Origin of the sequence: Clostridium sp. AF12-41 (assembly GCF_003461685.1) — a bacterium.
Classification (GTDB): domain Bacteria; phylum Bacillota; class Clostridia; order Lachnospirales; family Lachnospiraceae; genus Otoolea; species Otoolea fessa.
The window spans coordinates 460,131-486,583 of record NZ_QTXO01000002.1; the positions used below are offsets into that span (position 1 = coordinate 460,131).

The 26,453-nt window shown below is 50.2% G+C and carries 23 protein-coding genes; 3 read left to right on the top strand and 20 right to left on the bottom strand.

What is annotated here, in order from left to right:
* Window positions 1-7: 7 nt before the first annotated feature.
* The 9 genes from tsaD to DWV73_RS05650 all read right to left on the bottom strand — a co-directional run bounded on the left by tsaD (window position 8) and on the right by DWV73_RS05650 (window position 7,592).
* The gene (tsaD, locus tag DWV73_RS05610) at window positions 8-1,177 is read right to left on the bottom strand and encodes a tRNA (adenosine(37)-N6)-threonylcarbamoyltransferase complex transferase subunit TsaD (protein WP_242995749.1); all 1,170 of its coding nucleotides are present in this window, start codon (window positions 1,175-1,177) and stop codon (window positions 8-10) included.
* A gap of 5 nt (window positions 1,178-1,182) precedes the next feature.
* Window positions 1,183-2,094 carry a ribonuclease Z gene (locus DWV73_RS05615; RefSeq protein ID WP_107001381.1) on the bottom strand — a complete coding sequence of 304 codons (912 nt, stop codon included), beginning with the start codon at window positions 2,092-2,094 and terminating at the stop codon, window positions 1,183-1,185.
* A gap of 221 nt (window positions 2,095-2,315) precedes the next feature.
* The gene (locus tag DWV73_RS05620) at window positions 2,316-2,558 is read right to left on the bottom strand and encodes a hypothetical protein (protein WP_181357235.1); all 243 of its coding nucleotides are present in this window, start codon (window positions 2,556-2,558) and stop codon (window positions 2,316-2,318) included.
* Window positions 2,559-2,674: 116 nt separating this feature from the next.
* Entirely contained in the window at window positions 2,675-3,079 is a 405-nt protein-coding gene (locus DWV73_RS05625) for an ACT domain protein (RefSeq protein WP_022360619.1), read from the bottom strand.
* An 85-nt stretch (window positions 3,080-3,164) separates the two neighbouring features.
* Window positions 3,165-3,653: a ribosomal protein S18-alanine N-acetyltransferase gene (gene rimI / locus DWV73_RS05630; protein WP_117796083.1), complete on the bottom strand. Its 489-nt coding sequence runs from the start codon at window positions 3,651-3,653 to the stop codon at window positions 3,165-3,167.
* A complete protein-coding gene (tsaB, locus tag DWV73_RS05635) occupies window positions 3,653-4,402 on the bottom strand; it encodes a tRNA (adenosine(37)-N6)-threonylcarbamoyltransferase complex dimerization subunit type 1 TsaB (protein WP_117796084.1) in 750 nt (249 codons plus the stop codon). Before tsaB ends, rimI begins: the two co-directional genes overlap by 1 nt.
* 23 nt (window positions 4,403-4,425) lie before the next feature.
* Entirely contained in the window at window positions 4,426-4,851 is a 426-nt protein-coding gene (gene tsaE, locus DWV73_RS05640) for a tRNA (adenosine(37)-N6)-threonylcarbamoyltransferase complex ATPase subunit type 1 TsaE (protein WP_022360622.1), read from the bottom strand.
* On the bottom strand, window positions 4,848-5,345 hold the full coding sequence (locus tag DWV73_RS05645; protein WP_117796085.1) for a YcxB family protein: 498 nt from the start codon (window positions 5,343-5,345) through the stop codon (window positions 4,848-4,850). The genes tsaE and DWV73_RS05645 overlap by 4 nt, the downstream gene beginning before the upstream one ends.
* A 93-nt stretch (window positions 5,346-5,438) precedes the next feature.
* Complete coding sequence (locus DWV73_RS05650; protein ID WP_117796086.1) at window positions 5,439-7,592, bottom strand: Tex family protein; 2,154 nt, start codon at window positions 7,590-7,592, stop codon at window positions 5,439-5,441.
* Between the two features lie 232 nt (window positions 7,593-7,824).
* Here DWV73_RS05650 and DWV73_RS05655 point away from each other — a divergent pair, with 232 nt between their 5' ends.
* On the top strand, window positions 7,825-8,205 hold the full coding sequence (locus tag DWV73_RS05655) for a hypothetical protein (protein WP_117796087.1): 381 nt from the start codon (window positions 7,825-7,827) through the stop codon (window positions 8,203-8,205).
* A 93-nt stretch (window positions 8,206-8,298) separates the two neighbouring features.
* Here the strand turns inward: DWV73_RS05655 and DWV73_RS05660 are convergent, their stop codons facing one another.
* From DWV73_RS05660 to DWV73_RS05700, 9 genes are all read right to left on the bottom strand, one after another.
* Complete coding sequence (locus DWV73_RS05660) at window positions 8,299-9,516, bottom strand: homoserine dehydrogenase (protein WP_117796088.1); 1,218 nt, start codon at window positions 9,514-9,516, stop codon at window positions 8,299-8,301.
* Between the two features lie 5 nt (window positions 9,517-9,521).
* Complete coding sequence (locus DWV73_RS05665; protein WP_107001373.1) at window positions 9,522-9,965, bottom strand: ACT domain-containing protein; 444 nt, start codon at window positions 9,963-9,965, stop codon at window positions 9,522-9,524.
* Between the two features lie 204 nt (window positions 9,966-10,169).
* On the bottom strand, window positions 10,170-11,297 hold the full coding sequence (prfB, locus tag DWV73_RS05670) for a peptide chain release factor 2 (RefSeq protein ID WP_117796089.1): 1,128 nt from the start codon (window positions 11,295-11,297) through the stop codon (window positions 10,170-10,172).
* A gap of 212 nt (window positions 11,298-11,509) precedes the next feature.
* Window positions 11,510-14,092, bottom strand: coding sequence for a preprotein translocase subunit SecA (secA, locus tag DWV73_RS05675; protein WP_117796090.1), 2,583 nt, complete (start codon window positions 14,090-14,092; stop codon window positions 11,510-11,512).
* 335 nt (window positions 14,093-14,427) lie between these two features.
* Window positions 14,428-15,213, bottom strand: a complete 786-nt coding sequence (locus DWV73_RS05680; protein ID WP_207661054.1) for an RraA family protein — start codon at window positions 15,211-15,213, stop codon at window positions 14,428-14,430.
* Between the two features lie 173 nt (window positions 15,214-15,386).
* The gene (locus tag DWV73_RS05685) at window positions 15,387-17,657 is read right to left on the bottom strand and encodes a hydratase (RefSeq protein ID WP_117796091.1); all 2,271 of its coding nucleotides are present in this window, start codon (window positions 17,655-17,657) and stop codon (window positions 15,387-15,389) included.
* Between the two features lie 98 nt (window positions 17,658-17,755).
* Window positions 17,756-18,805, bottom strand: a complete 1,050-nt coding sequence (locus tag DWV73_RS05690; protein WP_117796092.1) for a lactonase family protein — start codon at window positions 18,803-18,805, stop codon at window positions 17,756-17,758.
* Between the two features lie 139 nt (window positions 18,806-18,944).
* A complete protein-coding gene (locus tag DWV73_RS05695; protein ID WP_117796093.1) occupies window positions 18,945-20,198 on the bottom strand; it encodes an SLC13 family permease in 1,254 nt (417 codons plus the stop codon).
* Between the two features lie 126 nt (window positions 20,199-20,324).
* A complete protein-coding gene (locus DWV73_RS05700) occupies window positions 20,325-21,443 on the bottom strand; it encodes a PrpF domain-containing protein (protein WP_207661056.1) in 1,119 nt (372 codons plus the stop codon).
* A gap of 355 nt (window positions 21,444-21,798) precedes the next feature.
* Between DWV73_RS05700 and DWV73_RS05710 the strand changes: the two genes are divergently transcribed.
* A complete protein-coding gene (locus tag DWV73_RS05710) occupies window positions 21,799-22,641 on the top strand; it encodes a LysR family transcriptional regulator (protein WP_117796095.1) in 843 nt (280 codons plus the stop codon).
* Between the two features lie 674 nt (window positions 22,642-23,315).
* On the top strand, window positions 23,316-23,843 hold the full coding sequence (raiA, locus tag DWV73_RS05715; protein WP_022360630.1) for a ribosome-associated translation inhibitor RaiA: 528 nt from the start codon (window positions 23,316-23,318) through the stop codon (window positions 23,841-23,843).
* A 112-nt stretch (window positions 23,844-23,955) separates the two neighbouring features.
* On the opposite strand, the gene DWV73_RS05720 is transcribed toward raiA, so the two are convergent.
* Window positions 23,956-25,623 carry a formate--tetrahydrofolate ligase gene (locus DWV73_RS05720; protein ID WP_117796096.1) on the bottom strand — a complete coding sequence of 556 codons (1,668 nt, stop codon included), beginning with the start codon at window positions 25,621-25,623 and terminating at the stop codon, window positions 23,956-23,958.
* 127 nt (window positions 25,624-25,750) lie between these two features.
* A complete protein-coding gene (locus tag DWV73_RS05725; protein ID WP_117796097.1) occupies window positions 25,751-26,395 on the bottom strand; it encodes a cyclodeaminase/cyclohydrolase family protein in 645 nt (214 codons plus the stop codon).
* Window positions 26,396-26,453: the final 58 nt, after the last annotated feature.

Here is a 26,453-nt window from a genome sequence, read left to right on the forward strand (position 1 = left end):
ATTTGTATTATCTCTCGCCCAGCTTCAAATTCGGCACCGCATTCAGATCCCAGCCTGCGCGCGCGCCCTTCTTATATTCATAGTACGCCGCCGCGCCGATCATCGCCGCATTGTCCGTACAGAAGATCGGTGACGGATGGAAGAACTGGATGCCCGCCTCTTTACAGGCCTTCTCCATGCCCGCCCGGAGAGCGGAGTTGGATGCCACACCGCCGGCGATCGCCACGCGCTTATAGCCGTGCTGTTTCGCCGCCTCGATCGTGCGCGATACCAATACTTCCACAACCGCATTCTGGAACGAAGCCGCCAGATCCGGCACATGGATCTCCTCGCCCATCATTTTCGCATGGTTAATATAATTTAAGACCGCCGATTTTAAGCCGCTGAAGCTGAAATCATATGGATTGTCGCCCACTTTTGCCCGTGGAAACTCAATCGCATGTGGATTCCCCTCTTTTGCCGCCTTATCGACCTTCGGGCCGCCCGGATAACCGAGCCCGACCGCGCGTGCCACCTTGTCAAAGGCCTCGCCTGCTGCATCGTCTCGGGTGCGTCCCAGAATCTCAAATTCGCCATAATCTTTCACAATCACCAGATGTGTATGTCCGCCTGACACGATCAGGCACATGAACGGCGGTTCCAGATCCGGATTTTCGATGAAATTTGCCGATACGTGCCCCTCGATATGGTGTACGCCGACCAGCGGCTTCTTCGCCGCATACGCGAGTGCTTTGGCTTCCGCCACACCGACCAAAAGCGCGCCAACCAGCCCTGGACCGTAGGTAACTGCAATCGCCGTCATCTCCTCCAGACTCATATGTGCCTCTGTCAGCGCCTCTTCAATAACCTGGTTGATCTTCTCGATATGCTTTCTCGACGCAATCTCCGGCACAACGCCGCCAAACAGCGTGTGAAGATCGATCTGGGAAGATATGATATTGGAAAGAACGGTACGTCCGTTTTTCACGACTGAAGCTGCCGTCTCATCACAGGAACTCTCGATTGCAAGAATGTAAACATCTTCTGATGGGTGTCCGTTTTCTGTATCATGCACGGAAATCTCTGCCCCCGATACCGGAGCTTTCCCTGGTCCCTGTTCCAATGCTCCTGAAACTGGCATTTCCATCCGTTCTTCCTTCTTTTCTTCTATATTCTCTCTCTTTTCTTCCGTCTGCATCGCCCTTACTCCTCATCAAATCCCAGCTCTGCCGTCCAGCCATCGCGGGCGGCTTTCGCTCTCGGGAATATCTCACGCACTTTATCCATATAATCATCCGGACGGATGAGCGACGGGCTGTAATGAGTCAGCCACATTTCCTTCGGCTGGGCCTCCTTCGCCAGGTGCGCCGCCTCCTGGAATGTCATATGCTTGTATTCTCTCGCCTTGGCTTCTTTCCCGTCCTCGCCGTACATGCCTTCACAGATAAACAGATCCGCATCCTTCGCGTACTCCGCAATTACCGGAAGCGGTCTCGTATCGGTACAGTATGACACCTTGATTCCCTTCCGGTCACCTCCGAGCACCATATCCGGTGTCAGCGTTCTGCCTTCCTCCTCGATCGTCTCCCCCTTCTGCAGGCGGCTCCAGAACTTCTGCGGAATCTCCTGCGCCCGCGCGCGTTCCACATCGAACCGTCCCTTTCTCGGAATCGAAATCGAGTACCCATAACAGGTCACATTATGGTTGACCCGGTACGCATCGATCACATACGGTCCAATCTGAAGCTGCTGTCTCGGCTCCGTCAGCTCGATAAACTCAAGCTGAAACGGCAATTCCGGCGCGATCGTCCGCAGTGCCGTCACCACGCGTTCCAGTCCCTTCGGTCCAATCATCGTGATCGGCTCCGTCCGCTCCGCATTTCCCATCGTCAACAAAAGTCCCGGCAGACCGCTGATATGATCCGCGTGATAATGTGTAAAACAAATCACATCCACCGGCTTCGGACTCCAGCCCTTTTCTTTCAACGCAATCTGCGTGCCTTCCCCGCAGTCTATCAGCAAATTGCTGCCCGAGCAGCGGACCATCAAAGCCGTCAGCCACCGATACGGCAGCGGCATCATCCCGCCCGTTCCCAGCAAACATACATCTAACATGGAACATCCTCTTTTCTATTAAATAAATGATTCATAATAAATCTTTTTAATTAAAAGTCATGCAAAAAGCTGTCAAAACAGCTTTTCTCCTAACTCCCATATCATTTAATAATATCATAAAGAAATACTATGTTGCAAGCCAGAAATTCAGCAATCCAATTCACTGGCGAGACGCAGATGGCGCACCGCCTGTCCCGCGTTTCTCCGTTCCCCTCACGACTCTACAATAGTTCCGTCCTCTCCTCCTTATCTGCCTCAATCAGAAATTCCCGCGTCACTCCATCATAGCACTCCTCGCACAGATCAAAATGATGCACCTCCCCATCTTTCTCCGAAAAATAGTCCCATGCCACATCAAAATGCGCCGCTCCTTCGCGCAGAATGCCTTCTTTCACCGCCAGCTTCTTCCCGCACCGGTTGCAGACAACCGACAGAAGAATGCCGCTCTCTCCATATTTTCTCATGCTCTCCTCGCCTTTCTCTTCTATATACGCAAAATGGAGAAGCCATGTCCTCCACAGCTTCTCCATCATTATACTGTTTTTTATACCGGTTTTTAAGCGGAAAGTGCTGGAAATACTTACAGTACCTTATATCCCTTCGATGTCAGGCAGATGCTGACCTCCCTCACATCGTCCGTGTGAAGCACCATAACCGGCTTGCCAGAATCACGATTGAAGGAGAGATACAGGTAATCTACATTGATATTGCTCTCTTCGAGGGAAATTAACAGACGGTTGAGTGCTCCGACCTCGTCATCCAGTTCGACGCCAAGCACCTCTGTCAGACGACAGAGATAACCAGCTTCCGCCAGCACTTTCTCCGCGTGCTCTGGATTAGAAACAACCATACGGATAATACCGTACTCCGCACTGTCATTCGTGATCGAACCCCAGATGTTAATATTCTCCTTCTGAAGAAGGGATGTAATATTCTGTAAACGTCCTTTCTTATTCTCTGCAAAAATAGATACCTGACTCAGCATATGAACCTCCTACCGTTCTTTTCTTTTAATTTAACACTGTAAAGTGTTACGCTTTTATCTGTTAAACAGTATACTCATTTCCATTTCATCTGTCAATGCTTTTTCCGCTTCTTTTCCAATAAATCAGCGCATCTTCCGTCGGCCCGCTGTAATAATTCTTCCGAATCGCCTCTTTCTGAAAGCCATACGCCTCATACAGCGCAATCGCCGGGGCATTGGATGCACGCACCTCCAAGGTGATATCCTCGACGTTTTCTTCCTCTGCTTCCCTTAACAGCCGTTCCATCAGAAGCCGCCCATAGCCGCGCCCCCGGCACGCGTCGTGAACCGCGATCCGCATCAGCTCGCCTTCCCCGGCAATGACGCGGAAATTGCAGTAGCCACGGACGGTTTCATCCTCTTTCAGCACCCAGTTTTTATCCCAGCTGCTCGTCAGCAGATCCTGTAAAAGCTTCTCCGACCATGCATCCGAAAAGCATTCCAGTTCCAGTGCCCGGACCGCAGGAAGATCCCCCGGCTGAAAATCCACTATCTGAACACGAAGCTTTTTTTGCGTTCCCGTTCCTGCCGCCATTATTTCTTCTCCACAACCACAATACCGGCTGCCAGCTTATCCATCTCGCCCTGGCGCTCTGCGACCTCGCGCTCGCGCTCCGCCTGCGATTTCCGCAGATAATCCGGCTTGTGTTCGGCTGCCGTCTCAGTCTTTCCCTCTGCCAGATACACTGCACCAAGCGCTGCCACCGCCGAAGCTCGCTGACGGCTCGCCTGTGCCGGTGCAAACGAATACGGCACCTTCATCTCCTCCTCGATCACCGCCCGGTTGACCGGCACACCGTCCCCCAGGAAAATCACGCGCTCGCCGCGCTCATTTAACTCGGCAATCAACGCATGGATATCCGTAATGCACTGTTCTTTCACAATCTCGAACTTCTCTTCATAGCGATAGAGTCCCGTGTACACCTGCTGCCGTCTCGCATCCAGCATCGGGCAGATGAGCGCCGAAGCCCCGTACAGACAATATCCCATCGCATCCATCGTCGGCACATGGATCAGCGGCTTCCCAAGCGCCAGTCCCAGTCCTTTCGCTGTCGCAGAGCCAATCCGAAGCCCCGTAAAAGAGCCCGGACCGCCGGATACTGCGATTGCATCGATGCTTTCCAACGGCACCTCCAGCATTTTCACAATCTCATCAATCATCGGAAGAAGTGTCTGCGAATGCGTTTTTTTCAGATTCACCGTATATTCCGCCGTGATCACATCATCCGTAACAATAGCAACCGATGCCACCAGGGATGCGCTTTCGATTCCCAAAATTCTCATTTTCTCTTTCCTCCTGTCGCCGGCTACTGCTCGTTTACTGAAATTTTCCGGTAATCAAAGCCCTTTTCCAGATCCTTTTCAATCGTGATCTGGATCGGATGTTCCGGCAGGATCTCGCGGATGCGCTCCGACCATTCGATCAGGCAGATGCCCTCGCCGTAGAAATAGTCCTCATAGCCAATCTCATCCATCTCGTCCACATCGCCGAGACGATATACATCAAAATGGTAGAGCGGCAGGCGCCCATCGTCGTACTCCTGCACGATCGTGAAAGTCGGGCTGTTGACCGGTTCCTGAATTCCAAGTCCCGCGGCAAACCCCTGCGTAAAAACCGTCTTTCCTACGCCCAGATCACCATTCAAACAATACACCTGCCCTGCCTGCGCTTCCATTCCAAGCTTTTTTCCAAACGCATACGTCTCTTCCGGGCTGTTTGTTTCTATCATCATGCTCGAATTCCTCTTCTCTTTTCCTGCGGCAGATTTCTTGTAAGCATACTGAGAAAAATCTGCTCCTCCGAACCTCTGAACACGCGCTTCGGCATCAGGTACGCCTTGTCCCGCCCCAGGTAAAGCACATATATTCCCGCGATCTTTTTCACTTTTACCAGCTTATCCCAGCTGATCTCGCCCTTGCTGTTCGCCTGGCGGGCACGGATGCCCTCGTCTCCAATGTGAAATACAATCTCAGCTCCCGTTTTCGCATCCCCGGCGGTGCGCTCTGCCTGTTTCCAGATTGCAAAAATCTGAAAGCCTGTCAAGGCAATCACTCCCAGAATCACCAGATTCGTCACCTGCGTTCCCAGACGTTCCTCGCTGGCTGCCGCTGCAATAATAACGAGCACCGTCAGTATGATGCATCCGATTCCACGCAGTCCCGCCCAGAAATTGTACATCGAATAAATAAAAATCTCTTTTGGCTGTATTTTTACACGTAAGTCCATTTTATCTTCTCCCTAATTTTCTATGCCTTATCCGCCGCCCCATTCCAGTCAGCGCTCCTGCATCCTATAACCAACGGCTGAATCTGCCGTGGTTTACTTCGTCTCCCGGATTTTCATCGTCAGCGAAATGCGCTTCTTCGCCACATCAACCGCCAGCACCTTGACCTCCACGATATCCCCGACGCTGACCGCCTCCAGCGGATGCTTGATATAGCGGTCTGTCATCTGGGACACGTGAACCAGACCATCCTGATGCACGCCGATATCCACAAACGCACCGAAATCAATGACATTCCGCACGGTTCCTTTTAAAATCATGCCCGGCTTCAAATCCTTCATTTCCAGCACATCCGTGCGGAGAATCGGCTTCGGCATCTCCTCACGCGGGTCGCGCGCCGGTTTTTCCAACTCGCTCACGATATCGAGTAAGGTCGGCTCGCCGATCGAAAGCTCTTTTGCCAGCTTTGCCGTATCCGCGATCTCCTTGCGGATATTGCGGATGCCGCCCGCCGCGATCTCCTTCGGATCATGTCCAAGCTGCTTTAAAAGTGCCTCCGCTGCTTTATAGCTCTCCGGGTGCACACTCGTCGCATCGAGCGGATTCCTGCCGCCCTGGATCCGCATAAATCCGGCGCACTGTTCATACGCCTTCGGTCCCAGCTTCGCCACCTTCAAAAGCTCACGGCGCGTTGAAAATGCGCCATTCTCCTCCCGATATGCCACGATATTTTTCGCAATCGTCTTGTTAATGCCGGAAATATAGGCGAGCAGCGGCGCCGATGCCGTATTCAGATCCACGCCGACCTTATTTACGCACGTTTCCACCACGCCCTGCAGCGCCTCGCTTAAATTTTTCTGGTTCATATCATGCTGGTACTGACCGACTCCAATGGATTTCGGATCAATTTTTACCAGCTCCGCCAGCGGATCCTGCAGGCGTCTCGCGATCGATGCCGCACTTCTCTGTCCGACGTCAAACTGCGGAAATTCCTCCGTCGCCAGCTTACTCGCCGAATAAACCGACGCGCCCGCCTCATTGACGATGACATACTGAACCTTCTCCGGAATTTCTTTTAAGAGTTCCACGATGATCTGCTCAGATTCTCGGCTTGCCGTACCATTCCCCACTGAGATCAGGGAAATGCCGTACTTGCGGATCAGCTTTTTCACGATCTCCTTCGACTCTTCCACGCGGTTCTGCGGCGCAGTCGGGTAAATGACCGTCGTATCGAGCACTTTTCCCGTCTCATCCACAACTGCCAGCTTGCAGCCCGTCCGGAATGCCGGATCCCAGCCGAGCACCACGCATCCTGCGATCGGCGGCTGCATCAGGAGCTGTTCCAGGTTCTTGCCAAATACCTGAATCGCGCCGTTCTCTGCCGTTTCTGTCAGCCCCGCGCGGATCTCGCGCTCGATCGCCGGTCCGATCAGGCGGCGGTAGCTGTCCAGAATCACTTCTTCCATCACGCGCGCCGCATCCCCATCCGGGCGGATAATCAGCTGTTTCTCCATATACCGGACAATCTGCTCCTCCGGCGCTATAAGCTTCACGCTCAGAATCTTCTCTTTCTCACCGCGGTTGATCGCCAGCACACGGTGTCCCGCCAGCTTTTTGACTGGTTCGGAGAAATGATAGTACATCTCGTACACCGACTGTATCTTCTCATCCTTTGCGGATGCCTCCAAAAGACCGTCCTGCATCGTCTTTTTACGTGCGTAGTTGCGGTATTTTGCCATCTCGCTGATCTGCTCAGCCAGAATATCACGCGCGCCGTCTATTGCCTCTGAAACATCTGCAACACCCTTTTCTTCCGACACGTACTTCGCCGCCTCCGCCTCCAGGCTGCCGCCCGCTTCCTGCTTGTAAATCCAGACTGCTAACGGTTCCAGCCCTTTCTCACGGGCAATTCCGGCACGGGTGCGCCGTTTCGGGCGGTACGGAAGATAAAGATCTTCCACCGCAACCAGCGTCGCCGCATCGCGGATCTGTTTCTCCAGCGCCGGAGTCAGCTTCTCCTGGGCGCGGATCGCACCGATCACCTGCTCCTTTTTATCCTCCAGATTCCGAAGATAGCGCAGTCGCTCATCTAGCTGGCGCAGCACCTCATCATTCAGGGAACCGGTCGCCTCCTTGCGGTAGCGCGCGATGAACGGAATCGTGTTTCCCTCATCGATCAGCTTTACCGCCGCTTCGACCTGATTTCTCCCTATCTGAAGCTCTTCTTTCAATGCCTGTATAATATCCATGCAAAAACTCTCCTTCAATATCAATACGCTGTTTAATCATACCATTCCAGCGCATATTTCGCAAGTCAATGCCTAACTGGACAAGCGGCTTTATTCATGATACACTTTTATCGGATTCAATCTGCCGGATTGGCATAGATTTTGTTTTGCCCTATTCAGCGGCTGTCTCTAATTTTCAGAAAAGGATGTAGCTGTTTTCTTTTTTCACAGTTATGAAAGGATTAAATATACGATGAGTTATTACGATGAAACACCTTCTCCGAAGGAACATTCAGATACAAATGAAACCCGGCGCAATCGTTCGCGCCGCTATGCTACGATGTCAATGATGTGCGGCATCTTCGCATTTTTCTCCCTGTTTTTGAGTTTTTCCGCCGCGATTCTGCTCGGAATGTCGGCGAATGTACTGTTTGTCCTATCCAAGGAGGAAGGACAGCCGCGGCGCGGCAGCGCAGTGGTCGGGCTGATACTGGGAGTTATGTCTACCATCTTTGGAGTAGTTGAGTTTTTCTGCCTGATCCAGGTGCACCATATGATTACGGATCCGCAATATGCGCCGTTTTTTGATCAGGCAATGGAGTTGTATGAGAGTTTGATTGGTCCGTTACAATAAAATGATTGGCAAGAGGACCTTTTTCTGTGTATTTCTTGCGTTAAAAAGCACACCGCGTCATGAATGACTTTGGCGTGCTTTTTACTTTATATCCTATTTTGTATAGCGAATCGTCTGGCGGATATCTTCCTCGAATGCCGCTGCCAGTTTCCGGAAGCGTGCTTCGGTCATTTCTCCGGTTATGACCGCAAATTCGTCCATCTCCGGGAGTTCGATGGTTTCTGCTTCACCGAAGGCTGCACGCACATCGGCAAGTTTGTCGGCTGATTTGCCTGCCAGTCGGAGGAAGTAGCTGAAGGTTACTTCGCCCATCGGTGCAACTGGCTGTTTTTCGTCGGTCCAGCCGGTCGGGATGTTGTCTTCCATGTGTCCGGCGATCTCTACGATGTCGCTGACGACTGCGCTGGCGGTCGGGAGTTTTCCGGCGCCGCTGCCGTAGAACATGACGGTTCCAAGTGTATTGCCGCGAACCATGACTGCATTGTATACGTCATTGACTGCAAAGAGCGGATGATCCGGTCCGATCATCATCGGGCATACATAGACGCTGGCTTTATTGCCTTCCATGCGGCTGGTTCCAAACAGTTTAATCGAAGTTCCCAGCTTTGCCGCATATTTGAAATCAGTATCGGTAATCTTTGTGATGCCCTCGGTCGGCACATCTTCGTAATTTACTTCTTTTCCAGTTGCCAGTGAGGTAAGAATCGTGATCTTGCGGCAGGTATCGTAGCCTTCTACGTCTGCCTCCGGGTTGCGCTCTGCATATCCGAGTTCCTGCGCTTTCTTCAGGGCTTCCTCAAAGGTCTGACCTTCTCTTGCCATCTTGGTAAGGATGTAGTTGGTTGTACCGTTTAAGATACCGCTGATTTCCTCGATCTTCTCGCCTGCAAGAGACTGGGTCAGCGGACGCAGAAGCGGGATGCCGCCGCCTACGCTGGCTTCGAAGAGGAAGTTTAAGTTCTTCTCGCGTGCAATCGCCAGAAGCTCGGTGCCGTGTGCCGCTACAAGTGCCTTGTTGGAGGTCACAACGTGCTTACCGGCTAACAGGCACGCTTTTGCAAACTTGTATGCCGGATTGACGCCGCCCATCGCCTCTACAACGATCTCTACGTCTTCGTCTTTTTCAATGATCTCAAAATCATGAACAATCTGCGCTTCGTGCGGATCACCCGGAAATTCACGCAAATCCAGAATATATTTTACTGCAATCTCTTTGCCGGTTTTTTCTGTGATTTTGTCTTTGTTGGTTTCTAATACTTCTACGACTCCGGAACCAATTGTTCCATAGCCCATCACTGCTACCTGAATCATAATCTTTACTCCCTGGCTATAATTTTTACGTTGTGTACTCCCGAATTTTCTTCCATCTCTTCGACCATATGCGATATATTTCCGGTATCCGAACGGACTTCCACGCTGAGTGTCAGCGTCGCCACATTGTTGACCGGAATACTCTGATGAATCGTCAGAATATTTGCCTTGTAAATCGCTACGATATGAAGAAGATCCGATAAAAGTCCCTGTTCATCATCCATCTGCAGCACCATGGTAATCGTTTTGCCCTTGGCGTTGTCGTAAAATGGAAAAATATCGTCCTTATACTTATAAAAGGAACTCCGGCTGATCCCAAGCTGGTCGGTCGCCTCCTGAATCGTCATCGCCTTTTCCGACGCAATGAGCTTCTTCGCTTCCGCCACCTTCAAAAGGACTTCCGGCACTGCTTTCTGCTTTAACAGATAATACTTTGTTTTTTCTTCCATTCCATCTCCGCTTGTGTACGCACCAGAAATACATTTGTGTTTACCAGAAAGATATTATCACATTTATTGACACTCTGCAATCTATTTCTTTCATTATAGTCGAATTGTATCTGTAAAAAAACAGCCCAAACTGACGGCACTCGACAGAGCGCTTTCTTCTCCGTCAAACTTTTGTGCCGCCAATCCAGGCTGTTTTATCTTCTTTTATGCTTCTTCTGTCTTCTGGTTTTTCAGGCTGATCCACTTTAAATACGCACTGATAAACAGATCAATATCACCGTCCATCACCGCGTTCACATTGCCGTTTTCCGCGTTTGTCCGGTGATCCTTGACGAGCGTGTACGGCTGCATAACGTAGGAACGAATCTGATTTCCGAAGTTGATGTCCTTGACATCGCCGCGGATGTCGGACAACTTCTCGGCATTTTCCTGTTGTTTGAGCAGGTACAGCTTTGCCTTTAACATCTGCATCGCCTTGTCCTTGTTCTGGAACTGGGAACGCTCATTCTGGCACTGTACGACGATACCGGTCGGCAGATGCGTGATACGGATCGCGGAGGACGTCTTGTTGATATGCTGTCCACCGGCACCACTCGAGCGATAGGTATCGATCCGCAGATCGTCCGGATTAATCTCCACATCCAGATCTTCTTCAATATCCGGCATGACATCACAGGAAACGAACGAGGTCTGACGCTTGCCAGCCGCGTTGAACGGGGAAATACGGACCAGACGATGGACACCTTTCTCCGATTTCAGGTAGCCGTAGGCATTTTCGCCGTTGACCTGCAGTGTGATGGACTTAAGTCCCGCCTCGTCGCCATCCAGGAAATCAAGCACCTCGGTCGTAAAGCCCTTTTTGTCCGCCCAGCGCTGGTACATACGATACAGCATACTGCACCAGTCCATCGCCTCGGTACCACCCGCGCCCGCGTTCAGCTTGAGGATCGCGTTGCAGCCGTCGTACTCGCCGGACAGGAGTGTCTTTGTGCGGAGTTCTTCCAGCTCTTTGACGAACTCATCTAACATCTCCTGAATCTCCGGAATCATCGCCGGGTCATTTTCCTCATAGCCCATCTCAATCATGACCTGGATATCCTCATACTGCTGTTCAAGGTGCTTGTAGCCATCCACGGTATCTTTGAGATTTTTCGCCTCACGGACCGTCTTGGTCGAGCGCTCCGGATCATCCCAGAAGCCCGGTTCTTCCATTGATTTGTCAAGCTCCGTGATGCGGCGCTCCTTATTTTCCAGATCCAGGGAATCCTTGACCTCTTTCAGCGTCTCATCGTAGGTTGATAATGTATACTTAAACTGATCTAATTCAACCATGCTCTCACCTTCTCCATTCTCATCTATCTGCTGCCATTTTCCTCAACGGTTCAGCATTCTTTCAGTTATATTTTGTTACGGATCACACACATATAGACCGTAACTCTTTTTTATATTTGGAAAAATTCCCGGAACCAGGTATTTCGCCATAGTTTCGGGAATTTTCTGCACAGACTGCTGTAAAATCACGGCAGCCTGCCTTCTTTCATCTATTAATTCTTCGCGTACAGCTTCCGTCCACAACACTGTTTGTACTTCTTGCCGGAACCGCATGGGCACGGATCGTTCGGGTAAATCTTCTTCTCCTCACGCTTCTTCGGTGCCTGCACGGTGCTGTCGTCACGGTTGGTTCCCGTTACCTTGGCAGCCGGTTCACGCTCGACCTTCTGCTCTGCACGGATGTGGAACAGAATACGGACGGTATCCTCACGGATCGCTGCCGTCATGCTGTCGAACATCTCATAGCCGCTCATCTTATACTCAACCAGCGGGTCTCTCTGACCATATGCCTGCAGACCGATGCCTTCGCGCAGCTGATCCATATCGTCGATATGAGCCATCCACTTTGCATCAACCACTTTCAGAAGGATCACGCGCTCCATCTCGCGTACCTGTTCCGCGCTTGTAAACTCTGCCTCGCGTGTCTCATAAAGCTTCGTTGCCGCCTCTTTGAGCATATGTTTCAGCTCATTTTTCTTCATATGCTGCTGATCTTCCGTCAGCTGAATCGGCTCTAACGGGATAACCGGAAGCAGCAGGGAATTTAACTCGGACAGATCCCACTCAGCCGGTTCCTGCTCATCAGAGATGGACATATCTACGGCGTTTTCTACGATATCCGTGATCATCTTCATGATAACGGAACGCATATTCTCGCCATCCAGTACACGGCGGCGCTCTGCGTAGATTGCCTCACGCTGCTCGTTCATAACCTCGTCGTATTTTAACAGGTTCTCGCGGATACCGTAGTTGTTGGTCTCAATCTTCATCTGTGCCTTCTCAATCGCCTTGGAAAGCATCTTGTGCTCGATCTGCTCATTCTCCGGTACGCCCATGGCGTTGAACATATTCATCAGACGCTCTGAACCGAAGAGACGCATCAGATCATCCTCCAGGGACAGGTAGAAACGTGATTCACCCGGATCGCCCTGACGTCCGGCACGACCGCGCAGCTGGTTATCAATACGTCTGGACTCATGACGCTCTGTACCGATAATCTTTAAGCCGCCCAGTTCTCTGGAAATCTCATCCAGCTTGATATCCGTACCACGGCCTGCCATATTAGTCGCGATCGTAACGGCACCGTGGATACCTGCATCTGCTACGATCTCAGCCTCCAGCTCATGGAACTTCGCATTTAATACCTTATGCGGAATGCCGCGTCTTGTCAGCATCTTGCTCAGAAGCTCGGAAGTCTCGATCGTAATGGTACCAACCAGAACCGGCTGTCCCTTTTCATGGGCTGCTGCCACTTCCTCGACAACCGCATGGAATTTCTCTTTTTTCGTCTTATAAACCGCATCCTCGTAATCAATACGCTGTACCGGGCGGTTCGTCGGGATGGAGATAACGTCCATCTGGTAAATGTTACGGAACTCCTTCTCCTCAGTCTGTGCCGTACCGGTCATACCAGCCTTCTTGTTGAACTTGTTGAAGAAGTTCTGGAAGGTAATGGTTGCCAGTGTGCGGCTCTCACGACGCACATGTACGTGTTCTTTTGCCTCAATCGCCTGATGGAGACCATCGGAATAACGGCGTCCCGGCATGATACGTCCGGTAAACTCATCGACAATCAGAACCTCGTCATCTTTTACCACGTAGTCTTTATCGCGGAACATCAGGTAGTTGGCACGCAGTGCCAGAATGATGTTGTGCTGGATCTCCAGGTTCTCCGGATCCGCCAGGTTTTCGATGTGGAAGAAATCTTCGACCTTCTTCACACCAGCCTCGGTCAGGTTGACTACTTTATCTTTCTCATTGACTACAAAATCGCCTGTCTCCTCGATCTCCTCGCCCATGATGGCTGCCATCTTGGAAAATTCCGCTGATTCCTCGCCCTTTTCCAGCTGACGTGCCAGAATATCGCACACCTCATAGAGCTTCGTGGACTTGCCGCTCTGTCCGGAAATGATAAGCGGAGTTCTCGCCTCATCGATCAGGACGGAATCGACCTCATCGATAATCGCATAGTCCAGATTCCGCATAACCATCTGCTCTTTGTAGATCGCCATGTTGTCACGCAGATAATCGAAACCAAGCTCATTGTTGGTAACGTAGGTAATATCACAGTTGTAAGCTTCCCGGCGCTCGTCGGAATTCATCGAGTTTAAAACCACGCCGACCGTCAGACCGAGGAATCTGTGAACCTCGCCCATCCACTCTGCATCTCGTTTTGCCAGATAGTCGTTGACGGTAACGATGAATACACCCTTTCCAGCCAGCGCATTTAAGTACGCCGGTGCGGTGGAAACCAGGGTTTTACCCTCACCAGTACGCATCTCTGCGATACGTCCCTGATGCAGGACGATACCACCGATCAGCTGAACCGGGTAATGCTCCATATTTAATACTCGTCTCGCCGCCTCACGCACGGTTGCAAATGCCTCCGGCAGAAGGTCGTCCAGCGTCTCGCCGTTCGCAAGGCGCTCTTTGAACTTGCGCGTATTGTCGCGCAGTTCATCATCCGATAAGGCAGTCATCTGCTCGCGCATACCTAGAATCTTATCCACGATCGGGCGGATCAGCTTCAGCTCGCGTTCGCTGTGGGTACCAAACACTTTCTCTATCAGATTCATGCTTTTCTCTCCTATTTCTTACATTCTAAATCTAGTTATTTTATTTCATTCCATCATAAATGATATGTTTTAATACATAAAGATCATATAGGCATAGTTATACAATCTTATTTATTCTAACACTAACGGGGATTTTATTCAATGATTTCATTATTTTTTTACATTTACGCTGCGCTCGCGCCCGGCTGAGATAACCCGAACCTGCCGTATCCGGAAAATCCCAGCCATAAAATAAGCCCCTCCATACACGAACAAAAGGACCTGCTTACCTCGCTTCCAGCATGGTAAACAAATCCCTGTTTCTATGAAATATATCCCCCGAAAATACCTATTTATTATTTTGCTTTTTTCAGTTCCTCAATCCCGCCGCCTGCTTCCAGAATCCGGGAAAATTCTTCTTCTTTTGCCGCGGACTTCTCCGCTTTTTCAAGCACTTCCTCGACAAGCTCATTCGGAACAATGCAGACACCCGAACCGTCTGCCACGATCAGGTCGCCCGGCATGACAAGGCAGCCGCAGAGGCTGACCGGTCCGTTCACTTCTGCACACTCCATGCGGTATTTTCCGGTCATCGGCGTCACGCCGCAGGAAAAGACCGGGAAATCCATCCGGCTGATCTCCTCCGTATCGCGGCAGCTTCCATAGGCGATGCAGCCAGCAAATCCCCGCACTTTTGCCAGATGGCAGCTCTGTCCGCCGATGTTGGAATATTCCAGATTTCCGCCGAAATCCGACACCAGCACATCGCCCGCCTCGCCCAGGTAGAAAATATCCTTCGTGGACATCAAAATCTTATCTTTGTCTCGCTGTCCCTGCGTCGCCGTCTTGCGGGACGGGATGCTGCGGACCGTGACAGCTGTTCCCACCAGGCGTGAGCCTGCCTTGACTGGCTTTAAGCAGGTGTTTGGAACAGCACCGTGAATGCCGTAAGTATCCAGAATGTCCGATACAGCCGTACTCATATCTTCCAGCGCATAGTAGCGGTCAATCACCTCTTTGCTGGTACGTGGAATCTGAATCTGCACAATCTTTTCGCGCGGAACTGTGCCCCAGATGCGCCCTTCTGCCTTATATTTTTCATAATCAGCGTCTCTCTGCGCCTGCATTTCTTCTATATTCATAGACTCTCTTTCCCTTTCTTTTAAACTATTTCTCACGTTTTGGCTGTTTCAATCTTTCGCGACTGATTATACGCCCGCAGTCCCCGCCCCATCGGGCATCCGGGATTCCGGGCGTACAGACAGGATTCAGCGTCTACTCACAATACTCACAAGCAACCGCCCGATTCCCATTTTTATTTTGTGTTTTTGTAAAAGTTAATCAAGCTTCCCGCCAGCAGAACTTCCTTCTCCGCCTCGGTCACATCCTTGAGAGCCAGCATAAGCTTCCGGCTGCTGCCGTCTGTTCCGATAACGGTTGCTTCAAATTCCTTTGCACCCTTTTCAACTGCTTCACGGATACCCGGCAGATATACATACTCGCCAGCTTCCAGATTAATTTCCGCCTCATCACAGGTAAATGGAAGGATACCCCAGTTGACGCAGTTGCTGCGGTAACGCTTGGTTGCGTACTCGATACAGATGTCAGCCAGACCGCCAAGCACCTTCTGACAGCTTGCTGCATACTCACGGGCAGAACCATCACCCGGACGTTTTGCATACAGTACGGAACCAATACCGGTTGTCTGCATCAGCTCCTCAAGCGATGTTGTAACGCCAGCTGCCTGCAGTACCTGATAAAATTCACCAGCCTTAGCGCTGTCACCAGCCAGACGAGCCTTCTCATACTCCTGTGCCGCTTTCGCACGGCCAACATACTTCGGATCCTTACGAATCAGGGTAAATTCTGAAATCTTGTACGGATTAGAACGATAGGAGGCTGTCTCACCGGACGGAATCAGTTCGTCTGTGGTTGTCACTTCGTCACGGATTACGCTGGCTACCTGTAATAACAGATTTTCTTTTAACGGCTCCATCTCCGGCCAGTCCTTGATGGACGGTCCATAAACGATCTCTGTCTCCGGTTTTGCTTTTCCAAATCCATTGTATACAATGTTCTCGTAAATGTGCTCATTGAATTCATAGGATGGTGTTTCAAATACAACCGGGCAGTTCTCTGCAGAGGTTAAATAGCCGCCATTAAATGCAGTTGCCGCGATTGACTTGGAATCCATCAGTGCAACCGATGCGATCTGACCGGTTGCCGGGTTGCTTCCCTCACGGTTCGGGAAGTTACGAGTGCTATGACGGATACAGAAATCATTGTTTCCAGGTGCATCCGATGCGCCGAAGCACGGTCCGCAGAATGCTGTCTTCACACGCACCCCATATCCCATCAGGTCATTTAAGACACCGATTTTGTTTAACTCATACATAATCGGCTGAGATGCCGGATAAATATTGAATGGGAAGGTTCCCAGTCCTTTGTCCATCTTCTTCGCGATCTGGTCAACCGCATAGATATTTTCGAAGGAACCGGCTGCACAGCCTGCGATCGCCGCCTGATCAACCTTGATCTTGCCGTCATGAATCTTGGAGCAGAGATCCAGATGAATATCCTTGTTATTCTCGAAAACACGCTCTGCCTCTTTTTCTACCATCTTTAAATATTTCTCCGGTTCAGCGATGACATCTGCCAGCGGATATGCATTGCTTGGATGGAACGGAAGCGCAATCATCGGAACGATCGTATCCAGATTTACCTCTACTACGCCGTCATAGAGTGCTACATTGCCCGGAACCATCTCCTTGAAGCCCTGCGGACGCTTGTGAATCTCAAAATACTCTTTTACCTTATCATCCGTCGCCCACACAGAAGACAGACAGGCAGACTCGGTTGTCATCGTATCAATACCGTTTCTGAAATCCATTGAGAGGCTGTGTACGCCCGGTCCAATGAACTCAAGGACTTTATTCTTCACAAAATTATTCTTAAATACCTTGCCGATGATGCTCAAAGCCACATCCATCGGACCAACCCACGGCTTCGGGGTACCGGTTAAAAGAACGGCAATCACACCCGGATAGTCGATCTCATAGTATTTTCCCAGCATTGCCTTTGCAAGCTCCGGACCGCCTTCGCCGATGGAGACAGAACCCTGTGTACCATAACGGGTGTGGGAATCGGATACAATCGACATATCGCCGGAGTTAACGATCATCTCACGCATATACTGATGGATGACTGCCTCATGAGGCGGAACGAAGATACCACCGGATTTACGGCAGGCAGATTCTGCATATTTGTGGACATCGGTGTTAATAGTACCGCCGACTGCACACAGACAGTTATGGCAGTTTGTAAATACACACGGCATCGGGAACTCTTTCAGACCGCTTGCGTAAGCTGTCTGGAGAATGCCGACGTAGGTATTGTCATACACACCCATAGAATCAAACTGGATTTCCAGATGTTCCATATTGTCTGAGTGATTGTGTTTTGAAAGCACCTGCCAGGTCAGTGTTTCTTTCTTTGCTGCTTCTTCAGAAAGCTTTGCAGCTTCCTCTGCACTTGCAATGTGATCGTTATTTATAATGAATTGTTTTCCCTCATGTAAGGTTACCATATATGTACTCCTTTCGTTACGATTCGTACCAATCGAATCATTCTCATTTTTCTGCCAGAAATCGGCTTTTCAATTCAAAAATATCTCGGCTTTTTTCTCTACCGGGTCTTAAATACTATGCAGACTGGGCTCTCCGTTTCTACTACCACCGGATTTTCCTGTAAACTTCCATTCTCATTTCTCTTGAAGCATACAATGGTGTCTGTTACCTCATTGGCTGCAACAACCCACTCTCCATCCGGACTGACGGTCAGAAATCTTGGCTGTTCACCGCCGGTCTTAATGTTCTGCATCCAGCTCATCCGGCCTGTCTCAGCGTCCAGATGGTACACGCTCACGCTGTCATGCTTGCGGTTCGATACGTACAGAGTCGTTCCCTCTGCATCCATATCGATAGCGCTCGCCCAGCCGTCTCCGGCATAGTCCTCCGGCAGACTCGTCAAAATCTGCATCGGCTCCAGAGTTCCCTCGTTCTCATCAAACCGGTACGCCGCTACCGTGCTGTCTTTCTCATTCACGCAATAGCAGAAACGGTTGCTAGGTGCAAATACGCAGTGTCTCGGCTCTGCCCCTGTGCGTCCCTTGATGGCAAAATGCTCTCTCAGTGTTCCTTCTGTTCCGTTTGTTTCAAATAATGTAATTTTTCCGACACCCTGAAGCCGTCCCTGGGATGGAACTGCCAGCCAGCGTCCGCTCCGGTCAAGCATCGTCTGATGCGGATGAGAAATATAACCCGGACCGCCGTTACCGGAAATGAAATACAATTCCTTGATTTTTCCAAGACTTCCATCCTTCAGCACCGGAATCAGTGAAACTGCACCGGTCTGTAAATTTGCCACATACAACCATTTTCCGCTTCTGTCAAGCACCAGATGCACCGGATTCGTTCCATGTGTGCCCACTGTATTGCAGTAGACAAGTTTTCCATCCGGCTGGATTCGATAAGCGCTTACTTCGCTGTAATCACCATGAATGGTATACAGCATGTCCTGTGCTTCATTCAGACAAAAATAGGACGGATTCACCGGACCTTCTAAAAGTCCAACCGGTTTCCAGGTTCCATTTTCTATTTCGAAAATACGGATGCCTTTGCCGCGGGCGTTGCGCTCCTTGGTGGTGCGGCATCCTACATATGCGAACTGTTTCATGGTAGATTCTCCCTATCCTTTCCTTAAACTTTCACTTAACGTTTGTTCAAAAACCTGCCTGTTCCATTTTCAACACCAAATCCATTCAAAATGGCATTCAAGTTTCTGAACTTCGGCTTTCTCCTCTTGACTCTGTCAATTATCCAACAAAACTTGTCACTCCAACGAAGGTCAGTACACACACAATCACAACGACCGTCGCAGACAGCGCAAACAGAGTACCGAACATCTTCTGCTGCTCTTTATCTCCGCAGTCCGTCTCCTGTGCATAGCTTGCCAGAATCAGGCTGCCGCCGGTTGAAAGCGGGCTGATACCTGCAACGGTTGCGCTGCACACGATTGCAGTGATAATCTGCATGACGGATGCACCGCCCACCTGGGATGCGATATCCGGAACCGTCGGAATCAGAGTCGGGAATACAACGCCGTTTGCACTGGAGAACCAGGACATTAAGCCTGCCGTAAAGCCCATGATCGGACCAGCCGTCCGCTTCGTCATAAAGGATGCCAGGATGGAGGAAAGCAGGTCGATGCCGCCCATTGTCTGGGTAATATTCATCAGAACATTGACACCTGCAATCAGAATCAGAACACTCCACGGAATCGCCTTGATCGCTTTTTTCTCATCTGCTGTTCCAAGTAAAATCAGAATCATTGCCAGTGTGAAGCAGAGAAGTCCTACATCATAGGAGAAGCCGACAACCAGCACAACCATGATTACCAGAGCAATCAGGCTGAGCCACTGATCCCGCGTAAATTTCTCTACCTTTTTCTCGCCGCTCTCTGCATTTCCGCTCAGCTTGTAGCCGCCTAAAAGGATATACATCGCAACTGCACAGACAAAGTTGCTGACGCTGACACCGATGAAAATATTGTTGATGGAACCTTCAATTCCCATCTCTGTCATCATATCACCTACGATAATACCTGTCAGGGCAATCGGGGAAGCCGTTCCGCCGACCGCACCGAGAATCGCCATGACGCCCATCAAAATCGGACTTACCTTCATCTGTACTGCCAATGCAACTGCAAAAAGGACGGTAACCGACTGCACGCTGATCGCGCCCGGTCCGGCTGCAGATAAACCAAAACTAACTACATAAATAATAATCGGTACTAAAAATAAATGTTTCCCGCAAAGTCCTATCAGACGATCCGATATTTTTTCCAGAGTTCCATTCTGCTGTAAGAGGCTGAAAAACAGCATCGTTCCGAGCAGGGTTGCAAACAGCTTAAATGGAAATCCTTTATAGATATCTGACGCACCTATGCCGCCAATTTTTCCCAGTATCAAAGCCAGACCGAAGCAGACCAGACCTACATTTGTTTTCTTCACAAATCCAAGTACAATCGCCCCAATCAGGCATCCAAGTGCTACTACCTGAAGTCCCATAATCATTCTCCCTCTTCTATCTTGTGTTTGTTGCCAGGTTACCTTTATTCTTTTACGACGTCCATTGCAATGTGGCAAAGCTTGCTTTTTTACTTTTCCAGCTATCTTCCATTTTCATTTCTTGCATTAGTCTCTCACATACACCCAGCCGTCCATGATACGTCTCGCCGTCCGTGTCACGCCGCCCTTGATGACTTTTTCGCCGTCCATCTTAACATCCACTTCGGTCACGCCACTCGCATGTCCCAGACGGATAATATCCTGATCCGGCGCCGGGTTGACAATCTCATTGACGATTGTGCCTGAAATCCGTGCTGCTGCGCCTGTTCCGACTGCTACAGTCATCGGGTACGCCTTGTGAAGTGCGCCGACCGAGATCGCCCGGCAGCAGAGATCCATCGTATCCGCTTTTACTTCATTTCCATCCATATTGATGTAGTCTTGCGGAGCAGAGACGATGGAAACCTTCGGAGCCGACGTCGATTTCGTCCGCGCGTCCTCCCAGTTCTCCACGAAACCGCATTTCACTGCCGCCATGCCGCGGATACGCTCGATGTGTTCCATCACATCTTTATTCTGATTCAGTTCCGTAAGCTCGGATCCCTTAATTCCCAGATCCGATGCTTTGATAAATACCATCGGGTTCGAACAATCAAGTACAGTCACTTCCGCCGGACCATATCCCGGTACATCGAATACCTCTTTTTTCTGCCCGGTCGGGAACAGCTTTCCGGTCTTGGAACCAGCCGGATCCTCAAAATACATATCGATGCGGGAACCTGTTCCCGGAACCCCCTGAATCACCTCGTCGCCGTGTACCATCGCATGGCCATCCTCAACGCGGACATGTTCCTCAATGATCTTATTGGTGTTCGTATTTAACACACGCACCACCGTGATCGGCTCAACCGCCGGAACCAGACCTTCATCAATCGCAAACGGACCAACCGCCGATGAGATGTTTCCGCAGTTTGCACTTCCGTCCACTCTCGGAATCACGATATCCACCTGACGGAATGTGTATTCCACATCCACGCCCGGCTTGTCGGACGGTGCAATGATCGCAATCTTGCTGGTCGAAGAAACCGTTCCTCCCATGCCGTCAATCTGCTTCACATCCGGGGTACCCATGACTTTCAGGAAAATATCATCCCAAAGACTCTTATCCTCCGGCAGATCCTTCTCGTGGAAAAATACCGCTTTGCTGGTACCTCCTCTCATGTAGACACATGGATATTTTTTCATGTACATAATTCTCCTCCTTCTCCTATAAATGTACTCTCGGAATCTTTCTGTGTTTGATTTTGCGAGATGATTTTTTGTCAGTTGTGCCCAAATTTCTGAGGCGTTGGCGTTGCGTCCGCCTCTGAATTTCGGGTGCGGCTGGCGGAAAATCAGCCACAAAATTTTAAACGAAGTTTTCCTTCGCCCCTGCCCTGTATCGTACGGAATTTTCAGTTCAAAAAAATCCCCACCTGTGAACAGTTACAACCTACTATTAATTTTTCCTTATACATACTATAACTCATTGCCCCATCCGCTGTAAAATGGTATGATCTTATCAAGATTCATAACAATTTGGAATGATAAGGAGTTCGATATGGATAAACGTGATTATGAACTGCTGCTGGCGCTCGACCAGCACAAAAATATAACAAAGGCGGCGCAGTCTCTCTATATGACACAGCCTGCCATCACCAAGCGGATTCAGAAGATGGAAGAAGAACTGCACTGTCCGCTGCTCATCCGTTCCAAGCGCGGCGTGCTCCTCACCCCGGCAGCCGAAAGCCTGCTGCCATGCGCCCGCACGATCCTAAAAAATATGGAGCAGATGGAAGAACTCGCTGCCGCCAGCCAGGACTATATCTGCGGCACGCTGCGACTCGGCTGTTCTCTGAACTATGCCCACTACCGCCTCCCGGCAATCCTCAAGGACTACACAGACCGCTATCCCAAAGTAGAGGTGCATATCACGACCGAGCAGAGCCGCCAGCTCTACAAGATGCTTTGCAAAGAAGAAATCTCCCTCGCCATCCTGCGCGGCGAATATAACTGGGACGGCAAAAAGATTCTTCTCGCCTCCGAACCCATGTGCCTGATCTGCAGCCGCGAGGACGCCGGGCGTCCTCTGACCGACTATCCGTACATCAGCCACAACACCGACTCCGGCTTAAATTCCCAGCTTTTCTCCTGGTTCGAAGCGCGTGGACTGACCGGCATCCGACGGAATTTCCAGATCGACAGCATCGATACCTGCAAGGAAATGGTGCGGTATGGGCTTGGCTGGAGTATCCTGCCGTCCATCTGCCTGAATAATTTTGACGGCTACACCGAGGCACTTTTCTGGCAGGATGGCACGCCCTTCGTCCGCAATACGTATCTGCTCTGCCAGCCCACCAGTGATCGGCTTCCGCAGGTCAAGAAGTTTCTGGAACTTCTCTAAATGCCACCCTGCTTCGCTCCCGTTCAGGGTGCCTGCTGTAAAACGCCGCCTCCCTGCCTACCCAGGTAAAACGTTTTTTCTTCTGCCATCCCGCCAACTTTATGGTAAACCAGACAAGTTGCACAAAATATATGTTCGACTTTCTTGTTGTCCACATTATCCACATTTTGTCCCCAGTTTTGTGGATAAGTTTTGCACACCCATTTTCTCCCTTTTTTAGGGAAAATGGAGTTTTACACCGACTTATCCACATTATCCACAATTTCCATCTGTTCACGAAGCCCCCGTTTTCCCCGGCGCATTTTGATTTCTTTTTTGTTCAGATCTCATAAACTTGCATATTTCTTCCAAAAATACAAGCAGATCTATTGACAAATGAAGAACCCTCGCATTGCCTCCAAACCCCCGTTTTTCCTAGCTTTTTCGACCTTTTTCTGTTGCAAAAACACACCCATTCCGCCCTATCCTGCAAGACTCTTTTTTAATATTTCATTGTCCGCCGCACAAACCGCGCGCAACTCCCTTATAAAACAACAGTAATTCGTGAAAAATCAAACGACACAGTATTTCGACCTGTTTTCCAATTAATTGTGTTGACAATTTTGCGAAAAAGGTTGAATTTAACATCCAAAAGTGGTATACTATAGCCATCCCAATAAAAAGGAGCGATGATTATGCGTTATAAGATTACTGGAAGAAATATCAATGTTACCCCGGGGTTAAAAGCAGCTGTAGAGGAGAAGATCGGAAAGTTAGAGCGATACTTTAATCAGGACACCGAAGTGAATATCACACTTACGGTTGAGAAAGATCGTCAGAAGATCGAGGTTACCATCCCTGTCAAAGGCACCATCATCCGTGCCGAGCAGGAAAGCAACGATATGTATGTATCGATTGATTTGGTAGAAGAAATCATCGAGCGTCAGCTCAAAAAATATAAGAATAAAATCGTAGACAAGAAACAGGCAGCCGTTGCATTCTCTGACCTCTTCATAAATGAAGAGTATGATTCCAACGACGAAGTAGATATCGTCAAAGTAAAGAAATTCGCTATGAAGCCGATGGATCCGGAAGAGGCTTGTGTACAAATGGAACTTTTAGGACATAGCTTCTATGTATTCCTGAATTCCGAAACCGAGCAGGTCAATGTTGTTTACAAACGTAAAGGCAACACCTACGGATTGATCGAACCAGAATTTTAATTCATCGCTTCGTACTATAAGTAGACAAGTTTCCTGGCAAAAAGGGGAGCTGCCATGTGGCAGTTCCCCTTTTTGCGTTGTGTTAAATTCCATTCATATCCTATTTCTTTTCTTAGAACAGACCCGTGATCCGTCCATTCTCATCGACATCGATCTTCTCTGCCGCCGGCACCTTCGGAAGTCCTGGCATTGTCATGATGTCGCCGGTCAGCGCAACGATGAAGCCTGCGCCCGCGGATACTTTCAGGTTGCGGACAGTTACTGTAAAGTTCTTCGGTGCGCCGAGCAGCTTCGCATTGTCCGAAAAGCTGTACTGCGTCTTCGCCATACAGATCGGATAGTTACCAAATCCAAGCTCAGTCAGGCGTTTTGCCTGTTTCTTTGCTGCATCCGTGAGTACAACGCCGTCGCCGTGGTAGATCTTCTTCACGATCGCATCCAGCTTCTCCTCGATGGTTGTATCGGTCTCGTAGCAGTAGTGGAAATTGCTCTCAGTCTCGCACAGGCGGATGACTTCTTTTGCCAGCTCCTCGCCGCCTTCGCCGCCTTTCGCCCATACTTCGGACAGAGCCACATTGACACCGACCTCATGGCACTTGTCCTCGATCAGCTTTAATTCTGCCTCGGTATCCATTGGGAAGCGGTTGATCGCTACGACACACGGAAGTCCATATACCTTGGTAATATTTTCTACATGCTGCATCAGGTTCGGAAGTCCCTTCTCCAGCGCTTCCAGATTCTCTGCGTTTAAGTCAGCCTTCGCCACGCCGCCGTGATGCTTCAGGGCACGTACCGTCGCTACTACAACGACCGCCGACGGTTTCAGCTCTGCCATCCGGCACTTGATATCCAGAAATTTCTCCGCACCCAGGTCGGCGCCGAAGCCAGCCTCTGTGATCGTGTAATCACCCAGCTTTAATGCCATCTTTGTCGCAATGACGGAGTTACATCCATGCGCGATGTTCGCGAACGGACCGCCGTGGATAAATGCCGGTGTATGCTCTAAGGTCTGTACCAGATTTGGTTTCAGGGCATCCTTTAAAAGAGCCGTCATCGCGCCCGCTGCTTTCAGATCACCGGCAGTGACCGGTTCCTCGTCATAGGTATAACCTACGATAATCTTGGAAAGGCGTTCTTTCAGATCCGTAATATTGCGTGCCAGGCACAGAACTGCCATGATCTCGCTGGCAACCGTGATGTCATATCCGTCCTCACGGGTCACGCCATCCACGCGGCGTCCCAGACCATCTACGATGTTGCGGAGCTGACGGTCATTCATATCGACAACACGCTTCCAGGTAATACGCTTCGGATCGATGCGGAGTGCATTGCCCTGATAGATATGATTGTCCAGCATCGCTGCCAGCAGGTTGTTTGCTGCGCCGATCGCGTGGAAATCACCGGTAAAATGGAGGTTGATATCCTCCATTGGAATGACCTGTGCATATCCGCCGCCAGCTGCACCACCTTTGACACCAAAGACCGGTCCCAACGACGGCTCACGAAGCGCTACGGTTACCTTTTTGCCAAGACGTTTCAATCCGTCTGCCAGACCGACCGTGGTCGTGGTCTTTCCTTCTCCGGCTGGAGTCGGGTTGATCGCGGTCACCAGAATCAGTTTTCCATCCTTGCCCTCGGTCTCCTTCAGAAGACTGTAGTCTACCTTTGCCTTATAATTTCCATACTGCTCCAGATACTTCTCGTCTACGCCTGCTGCCTGTGCAATCTCACCGATTTTCAGTGGATTCGCTGCCTGTGCAATCTCAATATCTGTCATCATTACTCCTGTACCTCCCTGTTTTTGCGGTTTTGCCTGTTCCGGTCAGTTTCCACACAGTGAATGTTATCTGCTTTATCTGCTGTAAAGATGATCCCCCCCTGTGAATTTCCCAGAAAGGCTGTGAATGTTATCTATTATATACTGTGTCTGACAATTTGGAAAGACACAAAATTGATTTTTCACAAAAAATTGCATCCGATTCCAGTTTTTCTACTCTTTTCTCAAGTTCTGATACATAACTTTCGTCCTTGATCGATGCCAGATTGATCTTCACATTAAAGAGGGCACCCACAACCGCTGTCCGGGCTAACATCGCCGCAATCAGACCGTCAGAAACGGCACCTTTATTGCCTCTCTTTACGACCGCTTCCGCCATCGGAAAAATCTTTGCCGCTGACTCCGCAATCGCAAGCGGCGCTTCGGTTGCCTCTTTTAACCCCTGCTGCAGGGCGGCAGTGCAGATTTTTTTCTCCTCTTCCGTCTCCTTCGGAAGCTTCAGCGCTCTCATATATCCATTGAACGATTCGCTGTCCTTTTTGATCCCCGCCAGCAGCTCCTCATGCAGCGCAGCGCCCTCAGCTGCCAGCGCCTGCATTTCCTCCTGCACCCCGGCATATTTTTCCTTTCCGATCGTCAGATTTGCCACCATTTCCATCAATGCCGCACCCAGCGCCCCCACCAGCGCCGACACGCTTCCGCCGCCCGGTACGGACGCCTTCGAAGCAGTTTCTTCTACGAACTGGTTTACGGAAAGTTCTCTTAATTCTGCCATGATTTTTCTCCTTTTTTATGAAAAAGAATGTGCCTTGGCACATTCTCGCGCCTCGCGC